This window comes from Arthrobacter sp. P4_F11 (assembly GCF_056401395.1).
On sequence record NZ_JBFUJK010000004.1, the window covers coordinates 176,180 to 195,982 of the forward strand.

16 protein-coding genes are annotated in these 19,803 nt (G+C 62.8%); 11 read left to right on the forward strand and 5 right to left on the reverse strand.

Annotated elements, in window-relative coordinates:
* Nucleotides 1-93: 93 nt before the first annotated feature.
* Complete coding sequence (locus tag AC1DRO_RS06745) at nt 94-1,533, reverse strand: PucR family transcriptional regulator (protein ID WP_476950258.1); 1,440 nt, start codon at nt 1,531-1,533, stop codon at nt 94-96.
* A 123-nt stretch (nt 1,534-1,656) separates the two neighbouring features.
* Between AC1DRO_RS06745 and AC1DRO_RS06750 the strand changes: the two genes are divergently transcribed.
* From AC1DRO_RS06750 to AC1DRO_RS06795, 10 genes are all read left to right on the forward strand, one after another.
* Complete coding sequence (locus AC1DRO_RS06750) at nt 1,657-3,015, forward strand: aminotransferase class III-fold pyridoxal phosphate-dependent enzyme (protein ID WP_476950259.1); 1,359 nt, start codon at nt 1,657-1,659, stop codon at nt 3,013-3,015.
* Nucleotides 3,016-3,049: 34 nt separating this feature from the next.
* Nucleotides 3,050-4,222, forward strand: a complete 1,173-nt coding sequence (locus AC1DRO_RS06755) for a CaiB/BaiF CoA transferase family protein (protein WP_476950328.1) — start codon at nt 3,050-3,052, stop codon at nt 4,220-4,222.
* A 68-nt stretch (nt 4,223-4,290) separates the two neighbouring features.
* Nucleotides 4,291-5,493, forward strand: a complete 1,203-nt coding sequence (locus tag AC1DRO_RS06760) for an acyl-CoA dehydrogenase family protein (protein ID WP_476950260.1) — start codon at nt 4,291-4,293, stop codon at nt 5,491-5,493.
* Complete coding sequence (locus AC1DRO_RS06765) at nt 5,490-7,001, forward strand: aldehyde dehydrogenase family protein (protein WP_476950261.1); 1,512 nt, start codon at nt 5,490-5,492, stop codon at nt 6,999-7,001. Before AC1DRO_RS06760 ends, AC1DRO_RS06765 begins: the two co-directional genes overlap by 4 nt.
* 18 nt (nt 7,002-7,019) lie before the next feature.
* Nucleotides 7,020-8,120 carry a 3-hydroxyacyl-CoA dehydrogenase family protein gene (locus tag AC1DRO_RS06770; RefSeq protein ID WP_476950262.1) on the forward strand — a complete coding sequence of 367 codons (1,101 nt, stop codon included), beginning with the start codon at nt 7,020-7,022 and terminating at the stop codon, nt 8,118-8,120.
* Between the two features lie 73 nt (nt 8,121-8,193).
* Entirely contained in the window at nt 8,194-9,402 is a 1,209-nt protein-coding gene (locus tag AC1DRO_RS06775) for an acetyl-CoA C-acyltransferase (RefSeq protein ID WP_476950263.1), read from the forward strand.
* Nucleotides 9,402-9,620, forward strand: a complete 219-nt coding sequence (locus AC1DRO_RS06780) for a hypothetical protein (protein ID WP_243178584.1) — start codon at nt 9,402-9,404, stop codon at nt 9,618-9,620. Before AC1DRO_RS06775 ends, AC1DRO_RS06780 begins: the two co-directional genes overlap by 1 nt.
* A 692-nt stretch (nt 9,621-10,312) precedes the next feature.
* Nucleotides 10,313-10,519 carry a hypothetical protein gene (locus tag AC1DRO_RS06785; protein WP_476950264.1) on the forward strand — a complete coding sequence of 69 codons (207 nt, stop codon included), beginning with the start codon at nt 10,313-10,315 and terminating at the stop codon, nt 10,517-10,519.
* Nucleotides 10,516-10,773, forward strand: a complete 258-nt coding sequence (locus AC1DRO_RS06790; protein ID WP_476950265.1) for an FUSC family protein — start codon at nt 10,516-10,518, stop codon at nt 10,771-10,773. Before AC1DRO_RS06785 ends, AC1DRO_RS06790 begins: the two co-directional genes overlap by 4 nt.
* A gap of 1,290 nt (nt 10,774-12,063) precedes the next feature.
* Entirely contained in the window at nt 12,064-13,263 is a 1,200-nt protein-coding gene (locus tag AC1DRO_RS06795) for an amidohydrolase (protein WP_476950266.1), read from the forward strand.
* 242 nt (nt 13,264-13,505) lie between these two features.
* Here AC1DRO_RS06795 and AC1DRO_RS06800 read toward each other — a convergent pair whose 3' ends face one another.
* The 3 genes from AC1DRO_RS06800 to AC1DRO_RS06810 are packed head-to-tail and all read right to left on the reverse strand — an operon-like array spanning nt 13,506 to nt 17,589.
* Nucleotides 13,506-15,851, reverse strand: coding sequence for an FdhF/YdeP family oxidoreductase (locus AC1DRO_RS06800; RefSeq protein ID WP_476950267.1), 2,346 nt, complete (start codon nt 15,849-15,851; stop codon nt 13,506-13,508).
* A complete protein-coding gene (locus AC1DRO_RS06805; protein ID WP_476950268.1) occupies nt 15,848-16,468 on the reverse strand; it encodes an MBL fold metallo-hydrolase in 621 nt (206 codons plus the stop codon). The genes AC1DRO_RS06800 and AC1DRO_RS06805 overlap by 4 nt, the downstream gene beginning before the upstream one ends.
* A complete protein-coding gene (locus AC1DRO_RS06810) occupies nt 16,465-17,589 on the reverse strand; it encodes an S-(hydroxymethyl)mycothiol dehydrogenase (protein ID WP_476950269.1) in 1,125 nt (374 codons plus the stop codon). Before AC1DRO_RS06810 ends, AC1DRO_RS06805 begins: the two co-directional genes overlap by 4 nt.
* A gap of 390 nt (nt 17,590-17,979) precedes the next feature.
* Between AC1DRO_RS06810 and AC1DRO_RS06815 the strand changes: the two genes are divergently transcribed.
* Nucleotides 17,980-18,756: an ion transporter gene (locus tag AC1DRO_RS06815; RefSeq protein WP_243177885.1), complete on the forward strand. Its 777-nt coding sequence runs from the start codon at nt 17,980-17,982 to the stop codon at nt 18,754-18,756.
* A gap of 84 nt (nt 18,757-18,840) precedes the next feature.
* Here AC1DRO_RS06815 and AC1DRO_RS06820 read toward each other — a convergent pair whose 3' ends face one another.
* Complete coding sequence (locus AC1DRO_RS06820; RefSeq protein ID WP_476950270.1) at nt 18,841-19,665, reverse strand: VOC family protein; 825 nt, start codon at nt 19,663-19,665, stop codon at nt 18,841-18,843.
* Between the last annotated feature and the right edge of the window lie 138 nt (nt 19,666-19,803).

A 19,803-nucleotide genomic window follows, 5' to 3' on the forward strand; every position in this document is an offset into this window, starting at 1 on the left:
GTGGAGGTTTGGAGGCGGATAGGGAGAGCGCCTGGCATCAGGGACGGGGATCCGCTGCGAGCGGCCAGCCGTCCCGTGCGCGAGGTATGCGCTCTAGTCTTTATTGGTCGTCTGGAAGCGGCCTCTGAGGGCGAGCCAGAGTTGGGCTGCTACGTCGGGGTCATCCAGGTCAGCCCCCAACAGTTCCTTAGCCTGGGCGATTCGGTAGCGCACTGAGTTCCGGTGTACACCTAGTTCGCGACCGGCAGCCTCCCATTGACCGCGGTGGGCAAGGTACGCGCGGACCGTTTCAAGGAGGTGGCCGGGGCGTGCCGCCAATTCATCCACCCACTCATCGGCTGGCAGGTCGAGGCCGTGACCAACGCGTATCAGCTGTCCGGCGGGCGCTGAGGCGGCGACCTCGGCGACTTGCGCTCCAATTTCGTGGAGGCGCCGGAGAGGCATCGGGCCACCCCATGCACCGCGGACACCTTTCGGCAGCCTCGGATATGGGCTCGACGCTGGTTGCAGCACAAATGTGACGCCGGAGCGTTCGAGTACCAGACCGGACAGAGCGGGCTGCGTGACCAGATGTTCGGTATCGGGCAGGACGGCGACGAATGCTGTTTCGGGTAGTGGACCGGAATCCATCTGCTTTGCGAGGAGGCGTGCTGCGTCGTCATGTCCTTCCAGGACCAGGGCCGCGAGCATGCCTTCGGCACGCCGACGCTCAGCGGCAGCGTGTCGCTGTCCGGCTGCCCTGGCGGCCAGGAGCGTGGATGCGGTGAGGAACAAGTGCCGCTCGGCAGCTGCCAGTTGCCCGCTTCTGCCCAACGCAAGATACCCCGAAGCCGCCGGACCGTCAGATACCGGGTAGAGGGAAGCAACACCGGATGCCAGTTGTATATTGCCCGTGGCGCCTCGCCGGGCGTTCCTCAAGATGGCAGATTCCCGTGTCAGTTCCGCCAGCAGTCCGGGTGGAAACTCAGCACCGCTGGCGGCGGACGATGGGGTCCCGTCACCTTCAGGCAGGTATGCAACCCAGGTTCCCAGGGCGCGCGACAATTCGCGTACGATCTTCGGTTCCGCGTCATCCTGGGCCGCGGCCCGCGTCAACGCCACCTGAAGTCCTAACAGAGCAGTGAGTTCGGCTTCGCCGCCCTGCCTGACAAGTTCCCAATAGGCGCGAGATACGGCCAGGAAGGGGGACTCACGGGGAATGGTCAGAAGGGGAAGGCCGGCCTCAACGCAGGCGGCCCGCAGTTCGTCCGGCACCATCGCATGTCCTGAGCCCAGGCCAAGACCCAGGGCAGCGACGCGACCTTTCACCAAGCGTTGCACATAGTTTTTAGCGGCCTCTTGACGTGCGTCTCCATCCAGGCCGGTGAGCTGCAATCCGACGGTGAGGAGAAGCTCGCCTCCATAGAGGAACATCGTGGGATCCTCCAGCTCAGAGACATGCACGCCAGTGAGTTCCACACGGGGGAGCGGTATGGGCCAGTAGGGCGCCAGGTCACGCTTTGCAGCCTCGACAAGCCTTGCGAGGGTAATCATGGGTAAATCATAGGCGATCGGTTTTGTACGCTGAGACCGTACAAGGAATATCGTTGGATGGATTATCCAACGACACGCCGTCGGACTGTCCCTATGGTGGATTTCACCACACGAGGAGGACCTATGACTGTCACATCAGAACTCACAGCAAACCAGGCCAACGATCCGGCCAGCGTCAAAGCCACAGCACGCCGCCTGCTCACCGAGCTCCCGGGACCGCGTTCCCGTGAGCTGGAGACCGAACGCCGCCAGCACGTCACCGACGCATTTGGTATCACCCTGCCCGTATTCATCGACCACGCGCAGGATGCGCTGCTCGTAGACGTTGACGGAAACCATCTCATCGACTTCGCCTCAGGCATTGCCGTAACCAGCGTTGGCGCCGCAAACCCGAAGGTGGCCAAGCGCGCCGCCGCCCAGCTCGAGCGCTTCACCCACACCTGCTTCATGGTGACCGAATATTCGTCCTTCGTCGAGGTCTGCCGATGGCTCAATGAGCACACCCCTGGCGACTTCGAGAAGCGGACCGCACTGTTCACCACCGGTGCGGAGGCAGTTGAAAACGCGATCAAAGTCGCCAGGGCCGCCACTCGCCGCCCCAACATTCTCGTCTTCGACGAGGCATACCACGGCCGCACGCAGCTCACGATGGCGATGACGGCAAAGGAAAACCCGTACCGACTCAACTTTGGACCCTTGCCGGGCTCTGTTTTCCGCGGACCGACCGCCCCCGCCCACACCTCTCCTGACGGACCGGGGGAGGCGCTTGAGCAGATCGAGGCGCTTCTCACCGAACACGGCGCGGAAACCTTCGCGGCCATGGTCATCGAACCGATCCAGGGCGAGGGCGGGTTCATTGTCCAGGCCCCCGGATTCCTCAAAGGCCTTCGTGAAATCGCTACCCGCCACGGCATCGTGCTGGTTATCGATGAGATCCAGGCCGGCATGGGCCGGACCGGAACGCTGTTCGCGTCCGAGCACGACGGAATCGCCGGTGACATCACACTGACCGCTAAGGCCCTCGGCGGCGGCCTGCCGCTTTCGGCCGCTACCGGCCGTGCCGAGCTTATGAACGCTGTCCACACCGGCGGCCTTGGCGGAACCTATGCTGGCAACCCCGTAGCCTGTGAGGCCGCTCTGGCCGTGTTCGAAATTCTAGAAGACGGCACCCTTTTGGAGAACGCCGTTGCCATCGAAGCCGCGGTGCGTCACCGTCTGGAACCACTCGTCGCACTGGACGGCGTCGCAGACGTTCGCGGCAGGGGTGCGATGATGGCGATCGAGTTCAGCGACGCCTCCGGACCACGCAAAGACCTCGCCACCACAGCAGCGAAGGCAGCCAACGCCCATGGTGTCCTGACTCTTACCTGCGGAACCAACGGAAATATCATCAGGCTGCTCCCTCCGCTCGGAATCGAAGCCGACGTCCTTGGCGAGGGCCTTGCGGTGCTGGAGGCATCCATTCGGTCGGTATTGTCATGATTTACCGGGGACGGTGGACCGTGCGGGGTCAGCCATGAGGTGGGGGGCGGAATCGGGCGCGCCACTTGATGGGATTGTCGTCGCCGACTTCTCACGCGTGCTTGCCGGTCCGCTCGCGACCATGACCCTGGCTGATCTCGGTGCCCGGGTCATCAAAGTGGAGCGGCCCGGAACCGGGGATGACACCCGGGCGTGGGCGCCACCTTCCTCAAAGACAGGCGCGACTTACTTCGAAAGCGTTAACCGGAATAAGGAATCAGTCACCCTCGATCTGACGGACCCCGGGGACCTAGAGCTTGCCCGGGAACTGGCACGCCGCGCCGACGTCTTGGTGGAGAACTTCAAACCCGGCGGGCTCGCCAAACTGGGCCTGGGATATGAGGTGCTGGCCGAGGAGAATCCCGGCCTGGTGTACGCATCCATTTCGGGCTTCGGCTCGGAAGGCGGCCGTGATCTGCCCGGGTACGACTTCATAGTTCAGGCTGTCGGCGGACTGATGAGTATTACCGGCGACCCGCAGGGCGACGCCTACAAAGTAGGCGTCGCCCTGGTAGATGTACTGACAGCGAAAGATGCCACGATCGGCATCCTCGCCGCCCTTTCAGAGCGCAATTCAACGGGTCGCGGCAGGCGGATCGAGGTCAATCTCCTCTCAAGCTTGCAGGGCGCTCTAGCCAACCAAGCTCAGGCGTACCTAGGAGCCGGTGTTACTCCTACGCGACTGGGCAACGACCACCCTTCCATCGTCCCGTACCAGCTTCTTGCCACGAGTGATGACCCACTTGCCGTTGCCGTGGGAAACGACTCACAGTTCGCCAAACTCTGCAGCGCCATCGGCAATCCGGAGCTGGCCGCTGATCCCCGGTTTGTCACCAACTCAGCGCGGGTCAAGCACCGCCGGGAACTTGTCCAACTGCTGGAAGACGGGCTTGCACGCGCCGGAGCGACGGAATGGCAGGACCAGCTCGTTTCTGCGGGAGTACCCGCCGGCCGCGTGGCCAGCATAGATGAAGGCATCGCGTACGCCGATACCTTGGGTCTGGAACCGACAATTCAAGTCCATGACACAGACGGGAACGTCACCGGCCGCCAAATCCGCCATCCGATCACCTGGACGCCGGCGCTGCCAGCGCGGACCCAGGCCCCACCCGCCCTCGGCGAGCACACCGAGGAAGTGCTGGAGTGGCTGCGTCAGACTAAAAGCTAGACGTTTACCTCCACCCCTCAAAGTGCCGCCCGTTCCCCAAGTCGTTTATGCCCAGGAGGGACCACATCATGACTCTCGCCCCTAGTTCGGCCGACATCGAGGCCGCTACCGCACTCGAACCTTCGGACCTGATCTCTTTCGATACTCTCCTCACGGATGAGGAGATTGCACTGCGCGACCGGGTCCGGACCTACGTTCGGGAGGAGATCAAACCGAACATCGCCACCTGGTACGAAGAGGCCCGGTTCCCGTTGGAAATCGTCCCTGATCTCGCGAAACTCGGCCTGCTTGGAATGCATTTGAAAGGATACGGCTGCGCCGGGGGAACCGCAGTGGACTATGGGCTGGCTGCTGCCGAACTCGAGGCCGGTGATTCAGGCATACGCACTTTCGTGTCCGTCCAGGGCTCTCTGGCCATGTCTGCGATCTCCAAGCACGGTTCCGAGGAACAGAAAGAGGAATGGCTTCCCCAGATGGCTGCTGGTACGGCCATTGGATGCTTTGGCCTCACGGAACCCACCGCCGGTTCGGACCCCTCTGCCATGGCCACCTTTGCCCGCCGCGACGGCAGGGACTGGATACTGACCGGCACCAAGCGGTGGATCGGACTCGCCAACGTGGCCCAGGTGGCAGTTATCTGGGCCCAGACGGACACTGGCGTACGCGGCTTCGTCGTACCAACCAAAACTCCCGGCTTCACCGCCACACCGATCGAACCAAAGCTGTCAATGCGTGCTTCTGTTCAGTGTGACATCACCCTGAATGACGTACGTCTGCCTGCCGACGCGGTCCTGCCAAATGTCACTGGCCTCCGCGGCCCTTTCGCCTGCCTCAACGAGGCACGTTATGGCATTGCCTGGGGCACCATGGGTGCCGCGCGTGACGCCTTCGAAGATGCCCTGGATTACTCCAAGCATCGGCTGCAGTTCGACCGGCCGTTGGCCGGTTATCAGTTGACTCAGCAGAAGCTCGTGAACATGGCACTCGAGATCAACAAGGGCTTTCTTCTCGCCCTGCACCTGGGACGGCTCAAGGATGCCGGCAAGCTGCAGAACCATCAGATCAGCGTGGGCAAACTGAACAACTGTCGCGAAGCGATCGAAATCTGCCGCGAAGCACGCACCATCCTCGGCGGAAACGGGATAACTCTCGAACACTCGCCCCTTCGCCACGCGAACAACCTTGAATCCGTTCGTACCTACGAAGGCACCGATGAGGTCCACACCCTCATCCTTGGCCAGAAGCTAACAGGTATAGGAGCCTTTCGGTGAGTGCCGCCGTAGATGCGCCGGCCACGTCAGGCACCGCCCCTGGTGCGACGGGGACGTCGCAGCTCCGGCTCCTCATAGACGGAGACTGGGTAGCAGGCAACGGCGGCCACCTCACCTCTGTAAATCCCAGCCGCCCGGAGGAGAGCGTCGCCGAAGGCGGCACCGCCGTCCTTGCGGATCTCGACAGGGCCGTCCTGGCAGCACGCGTCTCACAACGGGCATGGAACCGCACCCCGATCCACGAACGCGGCGCCGTCCTGTCTCGGGCCGCCGCAGCCCTGGAGTCGCAAGCTGGCGTACTTGGCCTCGAACTTTCCCGCGAAGAAGGCAAGACCCTCACCGAGGGAAGGGCAGAGGTGCTGCGTGCAGCTCAAATTCTGCGCTACTTCGCCGCAGAGGGTGACCGCGTGGCCGGGGAGCACTTTGCTTCGCCTCGGCGCGGGGAACGTATCCTCGTAACTCGCAAGCCGCTGGGCGTAGTTGGCATCGTCACCCCGTTCAATTTTCCGATCGCCATCCCGGCATGGAAGATCGCGCCCGCCCTGGTGCACGGTAACGCGGTGGTGTGGAAGCCGGCTTCCACCGTCCCGCTTCTCGCCATGCGCTTTGCCGAAGCGCTCGTTGCCGCCGGGCTGCCCTCGGGCGTACTTAACCTTGTCGTTGGGCCCGGCTCTCTCGGAACTGCCCTTGTTCAGAGCCCTGGCGTGGACGCCATGTCCTTTACCGGCTCCTCAGGGGTCGGACGTGCACTGGCGGCCCAAGCTGCCGTCCGGGGAATTCCCATGCAAGGCGAAATGGGGGGCAAGAACGCGGCGCTGGTTCTGGACGATGCTGACCTGGATCTAGCCTCGGAACAGGTGCTTTTCGGGGCGTTCCGCTCCACTGGACAGAAATGTACCGCAACTTCACGGCTCATTCTCGCGGACTCCATCGCCGACGAATTCCTGGAGCGCCTCACGCTCCGGCTCAGCGGCTGGCTGACCGGGGACCCCGTTGACCCAGAAATACAGATGGGGCCTGTGATCAACGAGGCGGCACGCAGGTCCATCACGAGCGGAATCAACGCAGCCGTAAAAGCCGGTGCGGTCGCCATCGCCGGAACATCTGCCGAGAATCCCTTTGCCGGTACTCCCGGCGCCTTCATCGCACCGACTGTGCTGGAGCTCCCCACTGGTCAGGCCGGATCTACCAACCTCGCCTGGCGAGAAGAACTTTTCGGCCCCGTCCTGGCGGTCCGCCGCGCCGCGACCCCCGAGGAGGCGTTCGGTTTGGCCGAAGAGTCCGAGTTCGGCTTGTCCGCAGCATTGTTCACCCGTGACCTTGCGACAGTGCTGGAAGCAGTCGACGCCCTCGATGTGGGCATCCTTCACCTCAACTCGGAATCTGCTGGTTCGGATCCTCACGTGCCGTTCGGCGGATCAAAGAAGAGCAGCCTCGGGCCCAAGGAACAGGGTGGCGCTGCCAAAGACTTCTACACACACACGACAACGGTCTACCTCCGCGGGTAGGCACAGAAGCAGGATCAGATGTCTCACAGTCTTTCAACGGCTGACCCCGTGCCGGTATCAGCCGAAAACCAGGGGCGGCCGAAAACTATTAAAACTTTCGGCGTCGTCGGCGCCGGTCTCATGGCGAGTCAGCTCGGCCTTCTGGTCGCGGAAAAGCTCCGCATCCCGGTCCTCATCAGCGATCTTTCCGCCGACCGGGTGTCCGCAGCCCTCCACAGGATGCGCGGACACCTTGATCGGCAGGAGTCTCGAGGCAGGCTTCAACCAGGCGAGGCAGCGGAAATCGCCGGTTTGATCCGGGGCACCACCGATCCCTCGGAGTTCAGGGGGTGCGACGCCGCCATCGAGGCCGTCTTCGAGGACCAAAAAACCAAACGCAACGTATTCCGGCAGCTGGAGGAGTCCATCGGGCCGGATGCCCTCCTGCTCACCAACACGTCCTCGCTTCCGGTCACCGGCATGGCCCGTGGCCTCAGGCACCCCGAAAGGGTGCTCGGGTTCCACTTCTTTAATCCGGTCGCTGTCCTCCCGCTCGTCGAATTGGTCCGGACCCCGTTCTCATCGGACGCCGCTCTCTTCACCGCATCGGATCTCGCCGTACGCCTAGGCAAAACAGCCGTACCTGTCGCTGACACTCCTGGCTTTGTCGTCAATCGGCTACTCACGCGCCTGTTTAGCGAAATACTGGCCGAAATCGATAAGGGCGGGGAGCCCGCTACCGTTGACCGCTCCCTGGAACCGTGGGATGTGCCTATGACGCCCCTGCACCTGATCGGCTACATCGGTCCCGCGGTGCAACGGCACATCTGCGACGCGTTGCACCGCGCTTACCCCGATCGTTTCGGCCGGTCAGCTGCTCTCACGGCGGTCGTCGAAGCCGGACTGCCGGGCTTCTGTGATGAAAACGGCAAGGTTCCGCCGGCAGCCCTGATCCTGCCCCCGGAGCCGCACGAAGTTGACCCGGACCGGGTACGGCGTCGCGTCCGCGATGCCCTGGCACAAGAAGCCCAGCTGATGCTGGACGAGGGCGTCGTCGCTACGCGGGGGGACATCGACCGCTGCATGACTCTCGGTGCCAACTTCCCGCCCGGCGGTCTTACCCGACTCCTCGCTACATGACCGCGCATAACCTTTCAAACGAAGAACGGCCATTTTTCGGGCCGTCGCCACCAACAATCCCGGAGCAACCGCAGTGAAAACAGAATCCAACTTCCGACTACCCGATCCAAGGGATGTCGTCATCGTCGGCGCAGCACGCACCGCTCACGGACGACTCCTGGGCCAACTGGCACCACTTTCCGCCACTGAACTGGGCGGAGCAGCCATCGCTGGCGCCCTTGCACGGGCCGGCGTACCGGCAGACACCGTCGATGCCGTCATCATGGGACAAGTTCTCCAGTCAGGGGCCGGACAAAACCCTGCCCGGCAGAGCGCAGTAGCCGCGGGGATTCCCCTGAGCGCACCCGCAGTGACAGTCAACAAAGTGTGCCTCTCGGGACTGTCGGCCATCATTGAGGCCGCCCGAATGCTACGCCTCGGCGACGCAGCCGTCGTCGTCGCCGGCGGCCAGGAGTCGATGAGCCAAGCCCCCCGCCTTGTCGCAGGAACACGGACCGGGAATCCATACGGGGCGCTTACTCTGGTGGACGCAGCTGCCCAGGACGGCTTAACAGATGCATTCGACCACGAGGCCATGGGCCTGGCCACTGACCGCGCGAACTCCGCACTTGGAATATCACGTGCAGCCCAAGACACCGTCGCCGTCACCTCCCACTTGCGAGCAGCTGCCGCCCAAGCGTCAGGAGTGTGGGCCCAGGAAATTATCCCTGTGAAGGTTCCCACACGAACTGGCATCCTCGAAGTCACCCAGGATGAAGGCATCCGCCCCGATGCTTCACAGGAGTCGCTGGCCCGTCTGCGCCCCGCATTCTCTCCGGACGGGACTGTGACGGCGGGCAACGCCTCACCTTTGACCGATGGCGCCGCGGCAGTTGTGCTGACCACTCGGGAGACCGCCCAAAGACATGGATGGGATGTCCTCGCAGTCCTTCGGGCCCACGGACAAATCGCCGGTCCTGACACATCCCTGCCGGACAAACCCGCTAAAGCCATCCGCGCCGCTCTGGAGCGCGAAGGCTGGCCGGCCGAAGAACTCGACCTGGTTGAGATCAATGAAGCCTTCGCTTCAGTTGCTTCGCATTCCGGTGGACTGCTCGGCGTGCCCGAGGATCGGATCAACATACACGGCGGCGCAGTTGCCATCGGACACCCAATCGGCGCTTCAGGGGCCAGGCTGGTTGTCACGGCCGTACACGAACTCATCCGCCGTGAAACGGGCCGGGCCGCCGTTGCACTATGTGGGGGCGGGGGCCAGGGCGACGCACTGCTCCTGGAACGCTGATGTTCGAGCAGTGGCACGCCATCTCACACCTCCGCCAGACAGCAAGCTGGCAGAACCATGTGGGCGACATCGTGGAGATCCGTCGCAACGAAGACGTAGTTCGCCGGGGGATCGTCGAAGAAGAAATGCCGGACGGCTCAGGCCTATGGTTGGCCGCCGATGTCACTGATCGCCGGGAGTACTTCCACAAAGATCTTGGCTACGTGCTTTGGGTCTAGTGCAGAGCAGACAATCAGCGATTTGGTGAGGAGCAGGGGTCCGTGAAACATCACGTCCGAGCACTCCACAGCTTTGCGCCTCCAAGCAGGGACCACTTCTCGGCCCTACGGGTCTGCACAGGCCTGGCAATCCCATCGTTGACTCTACTGATGTTCAGACACCCAGAGCTGGTTATCTACGCCCTTTTTGGCGCGCTGACTGGCATGTATGGCAGGACCGAACCCCACCAACTCCGTCTCCAACACCAACTGCAGGCAGCCGGGATGCTCGTGACCGGCGTGATGATCGGCACCGGGTTGTCGGTTAGTGGACTCCAATCAAGGTGGCTCGTGGGCGTCGAAACACTCCTGGCAGGAGTGGGATCGCTTGTCGCGGACAGGCTGAACTTTAAGCCGAGCGGACCCTTTTTTGGAATCCTCGCCCTAGGGGCATGTGCCTCGATCCCCACAACGGTTCCATGGCTCTTTGCTGTGCTCATCGGCGTGGCTTCAGCCCGGCCACTGCTATCTCCGTCGGTTTTCTTGGCTGGATACGGGAAAGGGCGTGGCGACCCAATGGAACCCGAAATACGGCAGCCCTTGCCGGCCCTCGAAAACAAAGGGCGTTCATCCATGCCGGACGCTACGTCCTTGCGGTCGGCACGGCTGGAGCCGCTGGCGTGCTTAGTGGAAGCGCGTACCCGCATTGGGCCATGGCGGCTGCGGCGGTACCGCTTGCCGCGACATATCTGGCCGGCGGCATTTATCGCGGAATCCACAGGGTTGTGGGAACGCTTCTTGGCCTTGTCATCGTCGCAGTCCTTCTGCTGCCTTCGCCTTGGCAGCTGGACGCACAGAGAGACGCACCTGCGCTGGTGATTGCCATCATCTTCTCCAGTTCACCACCGAACTTTTCATGATGCGCCACTACGGCCTGGCCATGGTGTCGTTCACACCGGTGATACTTCTCGTTACCCAGCTCGCTGCACATGCGGACCCCTATGTCCTCCTCTCCGAACGCGGCGTCGAGACACTGATCGGTGCAATCGTAGGGATCATCGTCCTGATTATCTCTGGAGATGACGGCCACAAAAGACACGCTATAAGTAGAGGAGAGGGTCACCCGCTCAGCAGCGGGTCCTACCAAACTGAAGCCCAGCTTCCAGAGAGGTGACATGTCAAGGAGCGCTGGTTCTGTGGGCACTCCACAAGGCGGCGCACAAACACCGTCGGTCCCTCCTGATGAGAACGACAGCGACAGAACCGAGTCGGCTGGCTCATAGGATTCTTGCCAGCCGCAAAAGCGCCGGGCGACAAGTGAAGCCTGCAGGAAACCGGCGCAGTTCTGCTAGCGGTTCTGAGCGCCGTATGCGGCCCTGTGCGTCGATTCGGCCGGCCGCCGATCGGCGTGCTCCTGCTTACCTGCCAAGCCTACCCACCCGGACTGCTGCGCACCGGCAACAGACGAGGAAGTACCGAGCACTTCTTCAGGTGATCCGATACGCCGGGAGGTGTTCTTGCTTTGAACTAGAATTCTGCTTTTCATGAGCTTTTCTCTTCTCTCAATCTGTAGGTGAAAAGGGGAACGACAAGACGTTGCACGTCAGGAGTATGTGCTTCGGGAGCTGGCTCTTACCGAAGGGGCACATTGCGAACGAGCGTCCACACGGTCTGTGAGCCATGCAGCGGAGGCATGATCTCTCCTTGCTGCAGGTAACGGACGCGGAGGGGATCATTTTCGGGTCGCCACCAGCCACTGGCAGGCGCGTGATGCCCTGTTTTTGCGTCGACGGTCAAACTGTCTGAACGATTCACCTGAAGCTGCAGCATGAATATGCCTTCCTTCGCGTGGTTTCGATTGCGAACACCTGAACATGGATGCCGCTTTGGAGAATCAGGCTGTCCCCTGATCGTAGGGAAGCCCCAAACAAGAGTCACCGTACAGTTCGTCAAAACATCCGCTTCTGTCTGTACTGATCGCCGAAAGTGCCCATCATCGCTCTCCCTGCCATCGATAGAGTCCCTTCATGGCAGAGTTAAGATGTACACAGATATCCTCGGACGACTACGAGGCCCGCGGAGGTCAGAGCCCGATATTTTCGCTGTATTGATCTCAAGCCTGGTCAGACCCCCGGACGTTTTTCTCCGTAGACACCGAAATTTTGGGCTTCAGATTTTCTCGAGCTGACCCTGGCACATTCGATGAGCGCCGGGTTCCCGCCCAGGGGATATCTAAACGAAGTGGTGCAGCGCTTAGCTTTCCGGCAAGCAGCTCCTGCACCAGCAGCGCTCACCCGTCGTGCTGCTCTATTGGGCATAGGCTGAGGTGCCTCGATGGTCATCACTCCAGAAAGCCAACAGAGATGTCGGATGGTTCGACCTTTCTGAGGCAGCCAGGGCCGACTCGTTATTGTCCTGCCTAAGCAGGCGATACTCATGAAATCAGGAAGGCACAGCAATCGGTATGGCAAGTCTGCGCACCGCCCTTGCAGAGGGCGTCAAGGAGTGGAAGTCGCAGGTTCAGGCAATGGCCCACGAAATCCACTCCAACCCCGAGGTGGCTTTCGAGGAGGTCCGTTCGTCGGAGGCAGCAGCGGCGCTGCTGGCCACAGGCGGCTTCACAGTTGAGCGTGGCACTGGTGGCCTTCCTACAGCTTTTACAGCCACAGTGGGGAGCGGTGATCTGAAGGTGGCACTGTGCGTGGAATACGACGCGCTTCCCGACATTGGACATGCGTGCGGGCACAATCTGATTGCAGGTGCCTCCGTCGCCGCGGCCCTTGCCTTGAGACCCTATGTAGACGAGCTCGGCATCACGCTAAAAGCCATTGGAACCCCTGCTGAGGAGAGCGGCGGCGGTAAGGTGCTTCTTCTTGAACGTGGAGCGTTTGACGGTATCGGCCTCGCCCTGATGGCCCATCCAGTCCAGGACGGATTAACCTATAACCCAGCAGGTACCAGCGCCCAGGCGATGGGCAGGTATAAGGCGATATTTATTGGAAAGGCCGCCCATGCGGCAGCAGCACCCCATCTGGGAATAAACGCTGCAGATGCAGCTGTGCTGAGCCAAGTCGCCGTAGGGTTACTGCGCCAGCAAATACCTGGAGACCACCGAATAGCTCTATTTGTAGCTGAGGCCGGGCACGCCACGAACATCATTCCGGAACGGGCGGTAGTCGAGTTTGAGTGCCGAGCATTCACCCTAAGGGAATATGAAGCCTTGCTTGAGCGCGTCCGCGGCTGTTTCGATGGAGCCGCCCTGGCCACCGGAACAACGCTGACCATTGAGGCTACAGAACCCGCATACGAACCGTTAGTGCAGGACAACGCCCTTGCTGCACACTGGACTGACGCCATGTCCAGGTTCGGCAAGGAGACAACCAGCTCCGCCGGCATGAGCGGTGGATCAACTGATATGGGCAACGTCTCCCAGGTAATTCCTACCCTGCATCCCTGGCTGAGCATCCCTGGAGCGAACGTACCAATCCACTCACACGGGTTCGCAGCATTTGCCGACTCCCCTGAGGCGTACAGCGTGATGTTCGAGGCAGCCACTGCACTCGCCTGGACCATAGCTGACTCCGCGACCAGCCCCAATGAACGAGAACGCTTCATCAAATCGGCATACAACCCTCAGGCTTCTACACGGGAAAGATTGTCATGAGGTTCGTCGGGGCAACTCCAAACTCGTCTTAGCCCTTTACGTCCTTGCACCTCAGCGCGACCGCGGAGGGTTGGCTTTGACTAGCTCTCAGGGCTGCCAGCCACTTCCGCCGAGACCTGCAGAGTGATTCGATCTCCGGTGCCACTGAAAAGTGGATCATCTTTGCCTGGCAAAAGGGAAGGACCCGTTCAGCTAGATCCTTCACCTCCATCCGTCCCCACGTCGAACTATCAACGGCAGAGTCAGGCGTGCGCGCCCGCCAGTGCCACTGCCTCGCTCGACGCGAGCGAGGCATGCGGTTCGAAGCGGACGAACATGGCTTTGAACCCGGGGGTGTTGGATTCGCGGGCCACGTTTTCTTTATGGACCAGGGCGTTGGCTTCGGGGAAGTACGCGGCGGCGCAGCCCTTGGCCGTGGGGTAGGCCACCAGGCGGAACTTGTCCGCTTTCCGGTCGTGCCCGCGGAAGGTGCTGACCACGTCCACCAGGTCGCGGTCCTTGAAACCCAGTTCCGCCAGGTCTTCGGGGTGGATCAGGATCATGCGGCGTCCGCCGCAGATCCCGCGGTACCGGTCGTCCAGGCCGTAGAACGTGGTGTTGTACTGGTCGTGGCTGCGGATGGTTTGGAGCACCAGGTGGCCGTCCGGCGGAGTCAGGTATTCCAGCGGGCTGACCGTGAAGCGTCCCCGGCCGATGTCCGTTTTGAAGGACCGGGTGTCGCGCGGCGGGTTGGGCAGCACAAAGCCGTTCCTGGTCCGGACCCGGGTGTTGAAGTCCTGGAAACCCGGGATGACGCGGGAGATGTGGTCCCGGACGACGTCATAGTCCGCAGCCATGGCCTTCCAGTTGACCGGATGGTCCTCGCCGAAGGTGGCATCTGCCATCCGGGCGACGATTACCGGTTCGGCCAGGAGGTGCTCGGAGACCGGCTGGAGTCTGCCCCGGGTGGAGTGGACCACGGACATGGAATCCTCCACGGACAGGAACTGGGCGCCGCCCGGGTGCTTGTCATCCTTGTCCGTCCGGCCCAGCGTGGGCAGGATGAGCGAGGTGCGCCCGTGCACCACGTGGGAACGGTTCGGCTTGGTGGACACGTGCACGGTCAGGCCGATCCGCTGCATCCCCGCCTCCAGCATCTCCGTGTCGGAGCAGGCCAGCGAGAAGTTGCCGCCCATCGACACAAAGACGTCCACGTCGTCGCGTTCGAAGGCCTCCATGGCCTCCACGGCGTCAACGCCGTGGCCGCGCGGGGACTGGATTCCAAATTCCTTGTCGAGGGCCTCCAGGAGCCATTCCTTGGGCTTCTCCCAGATGCCCATGGTCCGGTCGCCCTGGACGTTGGAGTGCCCGCGGACCGGGCAGGCCCCGGCCCCGGGTTTGCCGAAGTTGCCCTGCAGGAGCAGGACGTTGACCATTTCCTTGATGGTGTCCACCGAGTGCGGCTGCTGCGTCACGCCAAGGGCCCAACAGAAGATCGTGGCCTTGGACCGGATCAGCATTCCGGCGACGTCCTCGATCTGCGTCCGGGCCAGGCCGGTGGCCTTCTCGATTTCGTCCCAGTCCAGCGCCTTGCGGGCGTCGCGGTACGCGTCGAAGCCGTCCGTCTGCGCGTCGATGAAGGAGCGGTCGACGACGGTGCCGGGGTTCCGTTCCTCCTCCGCCAGGAGCAGGTGGCCGAGGGCCTGGAACAGTGCCAGGTCACCGCCCACCTTGATCTGCAGGTACTCGTCGGCCAGCGGCGTGCCGCCGCCCACCACACCCGAAACGGTCTGCGGGTCCTTGAAGTTGAACAGCCCGGCCTCGGGCAGCGGGTTCACCGCCACCACCTTGCCGCCGTTGTCCTTGCATTCCTTGAGCGCTGAGAGCATCCGGGGATGGTTGGTGCCGGGATTCTGCCCGACCACAAAAATCAGTTCCGCGTCGTGGATATCGTCCAGGGACACGGTGCCCTTGCCGATCCCGATGGTCGGATTCAGCGCCGAGCCCGAGGACTCGTGGCACATGTTTGAGCAGTCCGGCAGGTTGTTGGTGCCCAGGGCCCGGGCGAACAGCTGGTACATGAACGCGGTCTCGTTGGCCGTGCGCCCGGAGGTGTAAAAGACGCAGCGGTCAGGGGTTGAAGCGCGGATGTGCTCCCCGATCAGACCGAACGCTTCGGCCCAGGAGATCGGTGAATAATGCGTGTCTCCTTCGCGGATGACCACGGGCTCACTGAGCCGGCCCTGGTTGCCCAGCCAGTATTCCGTCTTCCCAGCCAGTTCGGCGATGGAATGCCGGGCCCAGAACTCCGCCCCGACCGTGCGCAGGGTGTTCTCCTCCGCCACCGCCTTCGCGCCGTTCTCGCAGAACTCGGCCGCCTTGCGCTTCTTGTCCGATTCCGGCCACGCGCAACCCGGACAGTCGAACCCGCCGCGCTGGTTCAGCCGCAGCAGCGACTGGGCCGTCCGGGACACCCCGGCCTGGGCCACGGCGCGCTCCAGCGCCACCATCACCGCCTTAACCCCGGCCGCCTCGGTTTTGGGCTTGTGGACCGAGAGCTCCTCCTCGTTGATATCTGCAACGGGAGCCGGCTGCCTGCCTAATTTCACAGCTTCACCTTGGCCAGCGTCTCCCGCTCCGCCCCGATCGTGGTGCTGTCGCCGTGCCCGGTGCGGACCACGGTCTCGGGAGGGAGCGTCAGCAGCCGTTCCCGGATCGAGGCGAGGATGGTGGGGTAGTCGCTGTAGGACCTGCCGGTCGCCCCTGGGCCCCCGTTGAACAGAGTGTCGCCGGTGAACACCGTTCCCTTCCCCGCCAGCAGGAAGCAGGTGGATCCGGGTGAGTGGCCGGGGGTGTGGATGGCCCTCAGTGTCGCGCCTCCCACGCGGAAGACCTCGCCATCGGCAAGATCACGGTCCGGCTTGACGTCGGGATAAACCTGTTCCCAGAGCATCAGGTCATCGGGGTGCAGGTGGATGGGGGCATTCACCGCCGCTGCGACCTCGCGGGCCGCGCCAATGTGGTCGTTGTGCGCATGGGTGAGCAGGATGGCAAGGACCTTCCGGCCGCGGACCTGGTCGATGATTGCTGCTGCGTCGTGCGGGGAGTCGATGATCACGCATTCTTCGCGGTCGCCGACGATCCAGACGTTGTTGTCCACGTCCCAGGTGCCGCCGTCGAGCGAAAACGTCCCCGACGTCACCAGGCTCTCGATGGTGACGCTCATGCGGACTCCGCCACGGCCGCGAGATCGGCGGACGGCCGGATTTCAACCACGGAGCGCAGGACCTTGCCCTCGTGCATCTTGCCGAAGGCCTCTTCCACCTGGTCGATGGTGATGCGTTCGGTGACGAAGGCGTCCAGGTCCAGATTGCCGAGCTTGTAGTGCTGGACCAGCATCGGGAAGTCGCGGGACGGCAGGCAGTCTCCGTACCAGGAGGATTTCAGCGACCCGCCGCGGCCAAAGACATCCAGCAGCGGCAACTCGAGCAACATGTCCGGCGTCGGCACACCCACCAGCACCACGCGGCCGGCGAGGTCCCGGGCGTAGAACGCCTGCTTGTACGTTTCGGGGCGTCCCACCGCCTCGATCACGACGTCGGCACCGTTGCCGCCGGTCAGCGCCCGGATGGCTTCTATCGGGTCTTCCCTGCTGGAGTCCACGCCGTGGGTGGCGCCGAGGGACTTGGCCATTTCCACTTTGTTGGCGTCGATATCCACCGCGATGATCGTCGTCGCGCCAGCCAGCTTCGCGCCGGCGATCGCGGCGATGCCCACGCCGCCGCAGCCGATGACGGCGACGGATTCGCCGCGCTTGACCTCACCGGTGTTGATGGCGGCGCCGATGCCCGCCATCACACCGCAGCCGAGCAGCCCGACAGCTGCGGGATCGGCGTCCTCGTCAACCTTCGTGCACTGCCCGGCCGCGACGAGCGTCTTCTCGGCGAAGGCCCCGATGCCGAGCGCCGGCGAGAGCTCCGTGCCGTCCTCAAGAGTCATCTTTTGCGTTGCATTGTGGGTGTTGAAACAGTACTGCGGCTGGCCCTTGGCACAGGCACGGCACTCGCCACACACCGCGCGCCAGTTCAGGATCACGCGGTCCCCGGGAGCCACTTCGGTGACGTCCGGGCCGACGGCGCTGACCACGCCGGTGGCCTCATGGCCCAGCAGGATGGGGAAATCATCGGTGATTCCGCCCTGCTTATAGTGGAGGTCCGTGTGGCAGACGCCGCAGGTCAGAATGTCCACGAGCGCCTCACCGGGTCCGGGATCCGGCACGAGGATGTTCTCGACCGAAACAGGGGCATTCTTTTCTTTGGCGATGACCGCCTTTACTTTGTGAACCATCGTTCCTGTGTTCCTTTCCTGAGTCCGCGAGGGACTCTTTTGCGGGACTCTTGGCGACGGACACGCGATGCCAATCTGGCCCAGCCGTTGCGGCCCGAAATCGTCTGCCCGTGCCCCCAAGCTCTTGTGCTTGGACGGTGAGGGCACGTCCCCCACCTGCCATCGAATTGCGTATTACACAACACGATTCACATAGCGCGTACTCTGAAAATATGGCAGTCATCACACCGGGGTGTCAATAGATTCCCGCAGTGCGACCTTCGCGTCCTGACGTGAAAGCTCTGCGGCGCGCGACACCGTACAGAACTCCACGCAGATCCCTTTTGTACGCGCCAGCAACCTGGGCAAAAAGTGTCAGCTACATCGCCGCCCGCGTGCCAGAATCCTCACATGAGCAAGGAACGCAATGAACTGAAGAGCATCGGATACGAAATCTTCATCGGTATCCTTTCGATCCTGTCGATCGTCAATCTCGTACTCTTGTACGCCGCGCAGGACGAGTCGCTCGACACCGTACTGAAGGCGATGAACGCCCTGTTCAGCATTATCTTCGTCGCCGACTTCCTCTACCGGATCTTCACCGCACCATCGGCGGGCGCCTATTTCTTCAAGCACTTCGGCTGGGCCGACCTGTTGGCCAGTGTGCCTTTGGCGCAGTTCAAGATCCTGCGCGTTTTCCGGCTTGCCCGGGTGTACCGGCTGCTTCGCGATGTCGGCATCCAGACGGTCGGCCGAGCGCTGATCAAAGATCGGGCCGGCAGCTCCCTGTACATACTGCTGCTCATGGGCATTTTCGTGCTGGAATTCGGAAGCCTCACGATGCTCGGCGTCGAGCAGTACGCCCCAGGTGCCAACATCACGACCGCCTCGGACTCCCTCTGGTACACGATCGTCACGATCTCGACCGTCGGATACGGTGACCAATATCCGGTCACCGATGCGGGCCGCATGATCGGGACGGGCATCATCGTCGTCGGTGTCGGCATCTTCGGCACATTCACCGGCTATCTGGCCAACTTCTTCCTGGCTCCCAAGAAGGCTTCCGCACCGCCCGTCGATGCGGCTGACACGAGTGCCGCAACGGTCGAGGGGCTCCGCCTGAGCCTCGAAGAGTCCGAGGCAAAGCTCGCCGAGATCAGAAAGCTCCTTGCCGGGCCAACCGAGTGAAAGTTCGCGCCAGACCCGACGCCACGTGTGCCAGCCCCTCGTGACCCGGCGCCTCTGACCCGGCGCCTCTGTTGAAGGGATTGTTCAACCAGACGGGGGCGTGAACTGGCTGGCGGTGAACTCCGCCCCCTGGGGGTCCCGGATCAGTGCCGTGCGCGTCCACTCGGTCTCGCTTTGGCTAAGGACTTGGGCGCCGAGCCGTTTCGCATCAACCACCGTCTGGTCCCGGTCGGCAACGGTGAACGAGACGTGCCACTGCGGCAGTTCGTCGGGGGCCGTGGTCGCGATCCAGGCGATCGCATCCTCGAAGCCAGGTGGAGGGGCCAGGGCTGACTGCCTCGCCCTGATGCCCGGATCGATTGTCGCCTCAAGGTGATCACCGTAACCGGGCCTGCGGACCATGATCCCGAAGCCGAGGTCGTCGACTTGCCAGCCAAACACGTCCTCATAGAACTTGATGGCCGCGCCGGGGTTAGGCGTGTGGAGGTCGCTGAAATTCCAGGACCCCGGCGCATTGGCGACCTGTGCCCCCAAGCGTCGCCTGGCTTGCCAGATGCGGAACCCGACGCCCCCTGGATCGGTCAACGCCGCACTGCGGCCGCCTTCTCCAGCGTCTGCGGCTGCCGACCGCACCGTAGCGCCGGCTGCGACCAGACGCTGCACTGCGGTATCCGCGTCCTCGACGGATATGTAGGTATTCCATGCCGCGGCACCCCGGGTGTCCGCCATCCCGGCGACGTCCTGGCCATCGAGCTTGGCTATCAAGTATCGGCCCGGCGCGCCCGCCGGCACGGCGTCCTCGAACGTCCAGCCAAAGAGGCCGGCATAGAACCCGGCGGCCGCCTCGACGTCGGGCTGCTCGGTGTCGATCCAACACGGTACGCCCTGAGGGTAGGTTCGCTGCGTCACATCTCGCTCCCGTCCATGGACATAGCCTAGCGAGCGGGCGCCCGGCCGGGCGCTCAACTCCTCTATTAAGTAGTCTTACTATGAGTCTTTGAGAGGTTCTTCGGACCCCGGTCTGGAAAGATCCGTTATGGGCCGAGC

Excerpts from the sequence above, each read along its gene's own strand:
- AC1DRO_RS06810 (WP_476950269.1), bottom strand. The coding sequence starts at position 17,589 with ATGGTTCACAAAGTAAAGGCGGTCATCGCCAAAGAAAAGAATGCCCCT.
- AC1DRO_RS06790 (WP_476950265.1), top strand. The coding sequence starts at position 10,516 with ATGATGCGCCACTACGGCCTGGCCATGGTGTCGTTCACACCGGTGATA.
- AC1DRO_RS06780 (WP_243178584.1), top strand. The coding sequence starts at position 9,402 with ATGTTCGAGCAGTGGCACGCCATCTCACACCTCCGCCAGACAGCAAGC.
- AC1DRO_RS06750 (WP_476950259.1), top strand. The coding sequence starts at position 1,657 with ATGACTGTCACATCAGAACTCACAGCAAACCAGGCCAACGATCCGGCC.
- AC1DRO_RS06795 (WP_476950266.1), top strand. The coding sequence starts at position 12,064 with ATGGCAAGTCTGCGCACCGCCCTTGCAGAGGGCGTCAAGGAGTGGAAG.
- AC1DRO_RS06815 (WP_243177885.1), top strand. The coding sequence starts at position 17,980 with ATGAGCAAGGAACGCAATGAACTGAAGAGCATCGGATACGAAATCTTC.
- AC1DRO_RS06755 (WP_476950328.1), top strand. The coding sequence starts at position 3,050 with ATGAGGTGGGGGGCGGAATCGGGCGCGCCACTTGATGGGATTGTCGTC.
- AC1DRO_RS06805 (WP_476950268.1), bottom strand. The coding sequence starts at position 16,468 with ATGAGCGTCACCATCGAGAGCCTGGTGACGTCGGGGACGTTTTCGCTC.
- AC1DRO_RS06785 (WP_476950264.1), top strand. The coding sequence starts at position 10,313 with ATGGCGGCTGCGGCGGTACCGCTTGCCGCGACATATCTGGCCGGCGGC.
- AC1DRO_RS06745 (WP_476950258.1), bottom strand. The coding sequence starts at position 1,533 with ATGATTACCCTCGCAAGGCTTGTCGAGGCTGCAAAGCGTGACCTGGCG.
- AC1DRO_RS06760 (WP_476950260.1), top strand. The coding sequence starts at position 4,291 with ATGACTCTCGCCCCTAGTTCGGCCGACATCGAGGCCGCTACCGCACTC.
- AC1DRO_RS06770 (WP_476950262.1), top strand. The coding sequence starts at position 7,020 with ATGTCTCACAGTCTTTCAACGGCTGACCCCGTGCCGGTATCAGCCGAA.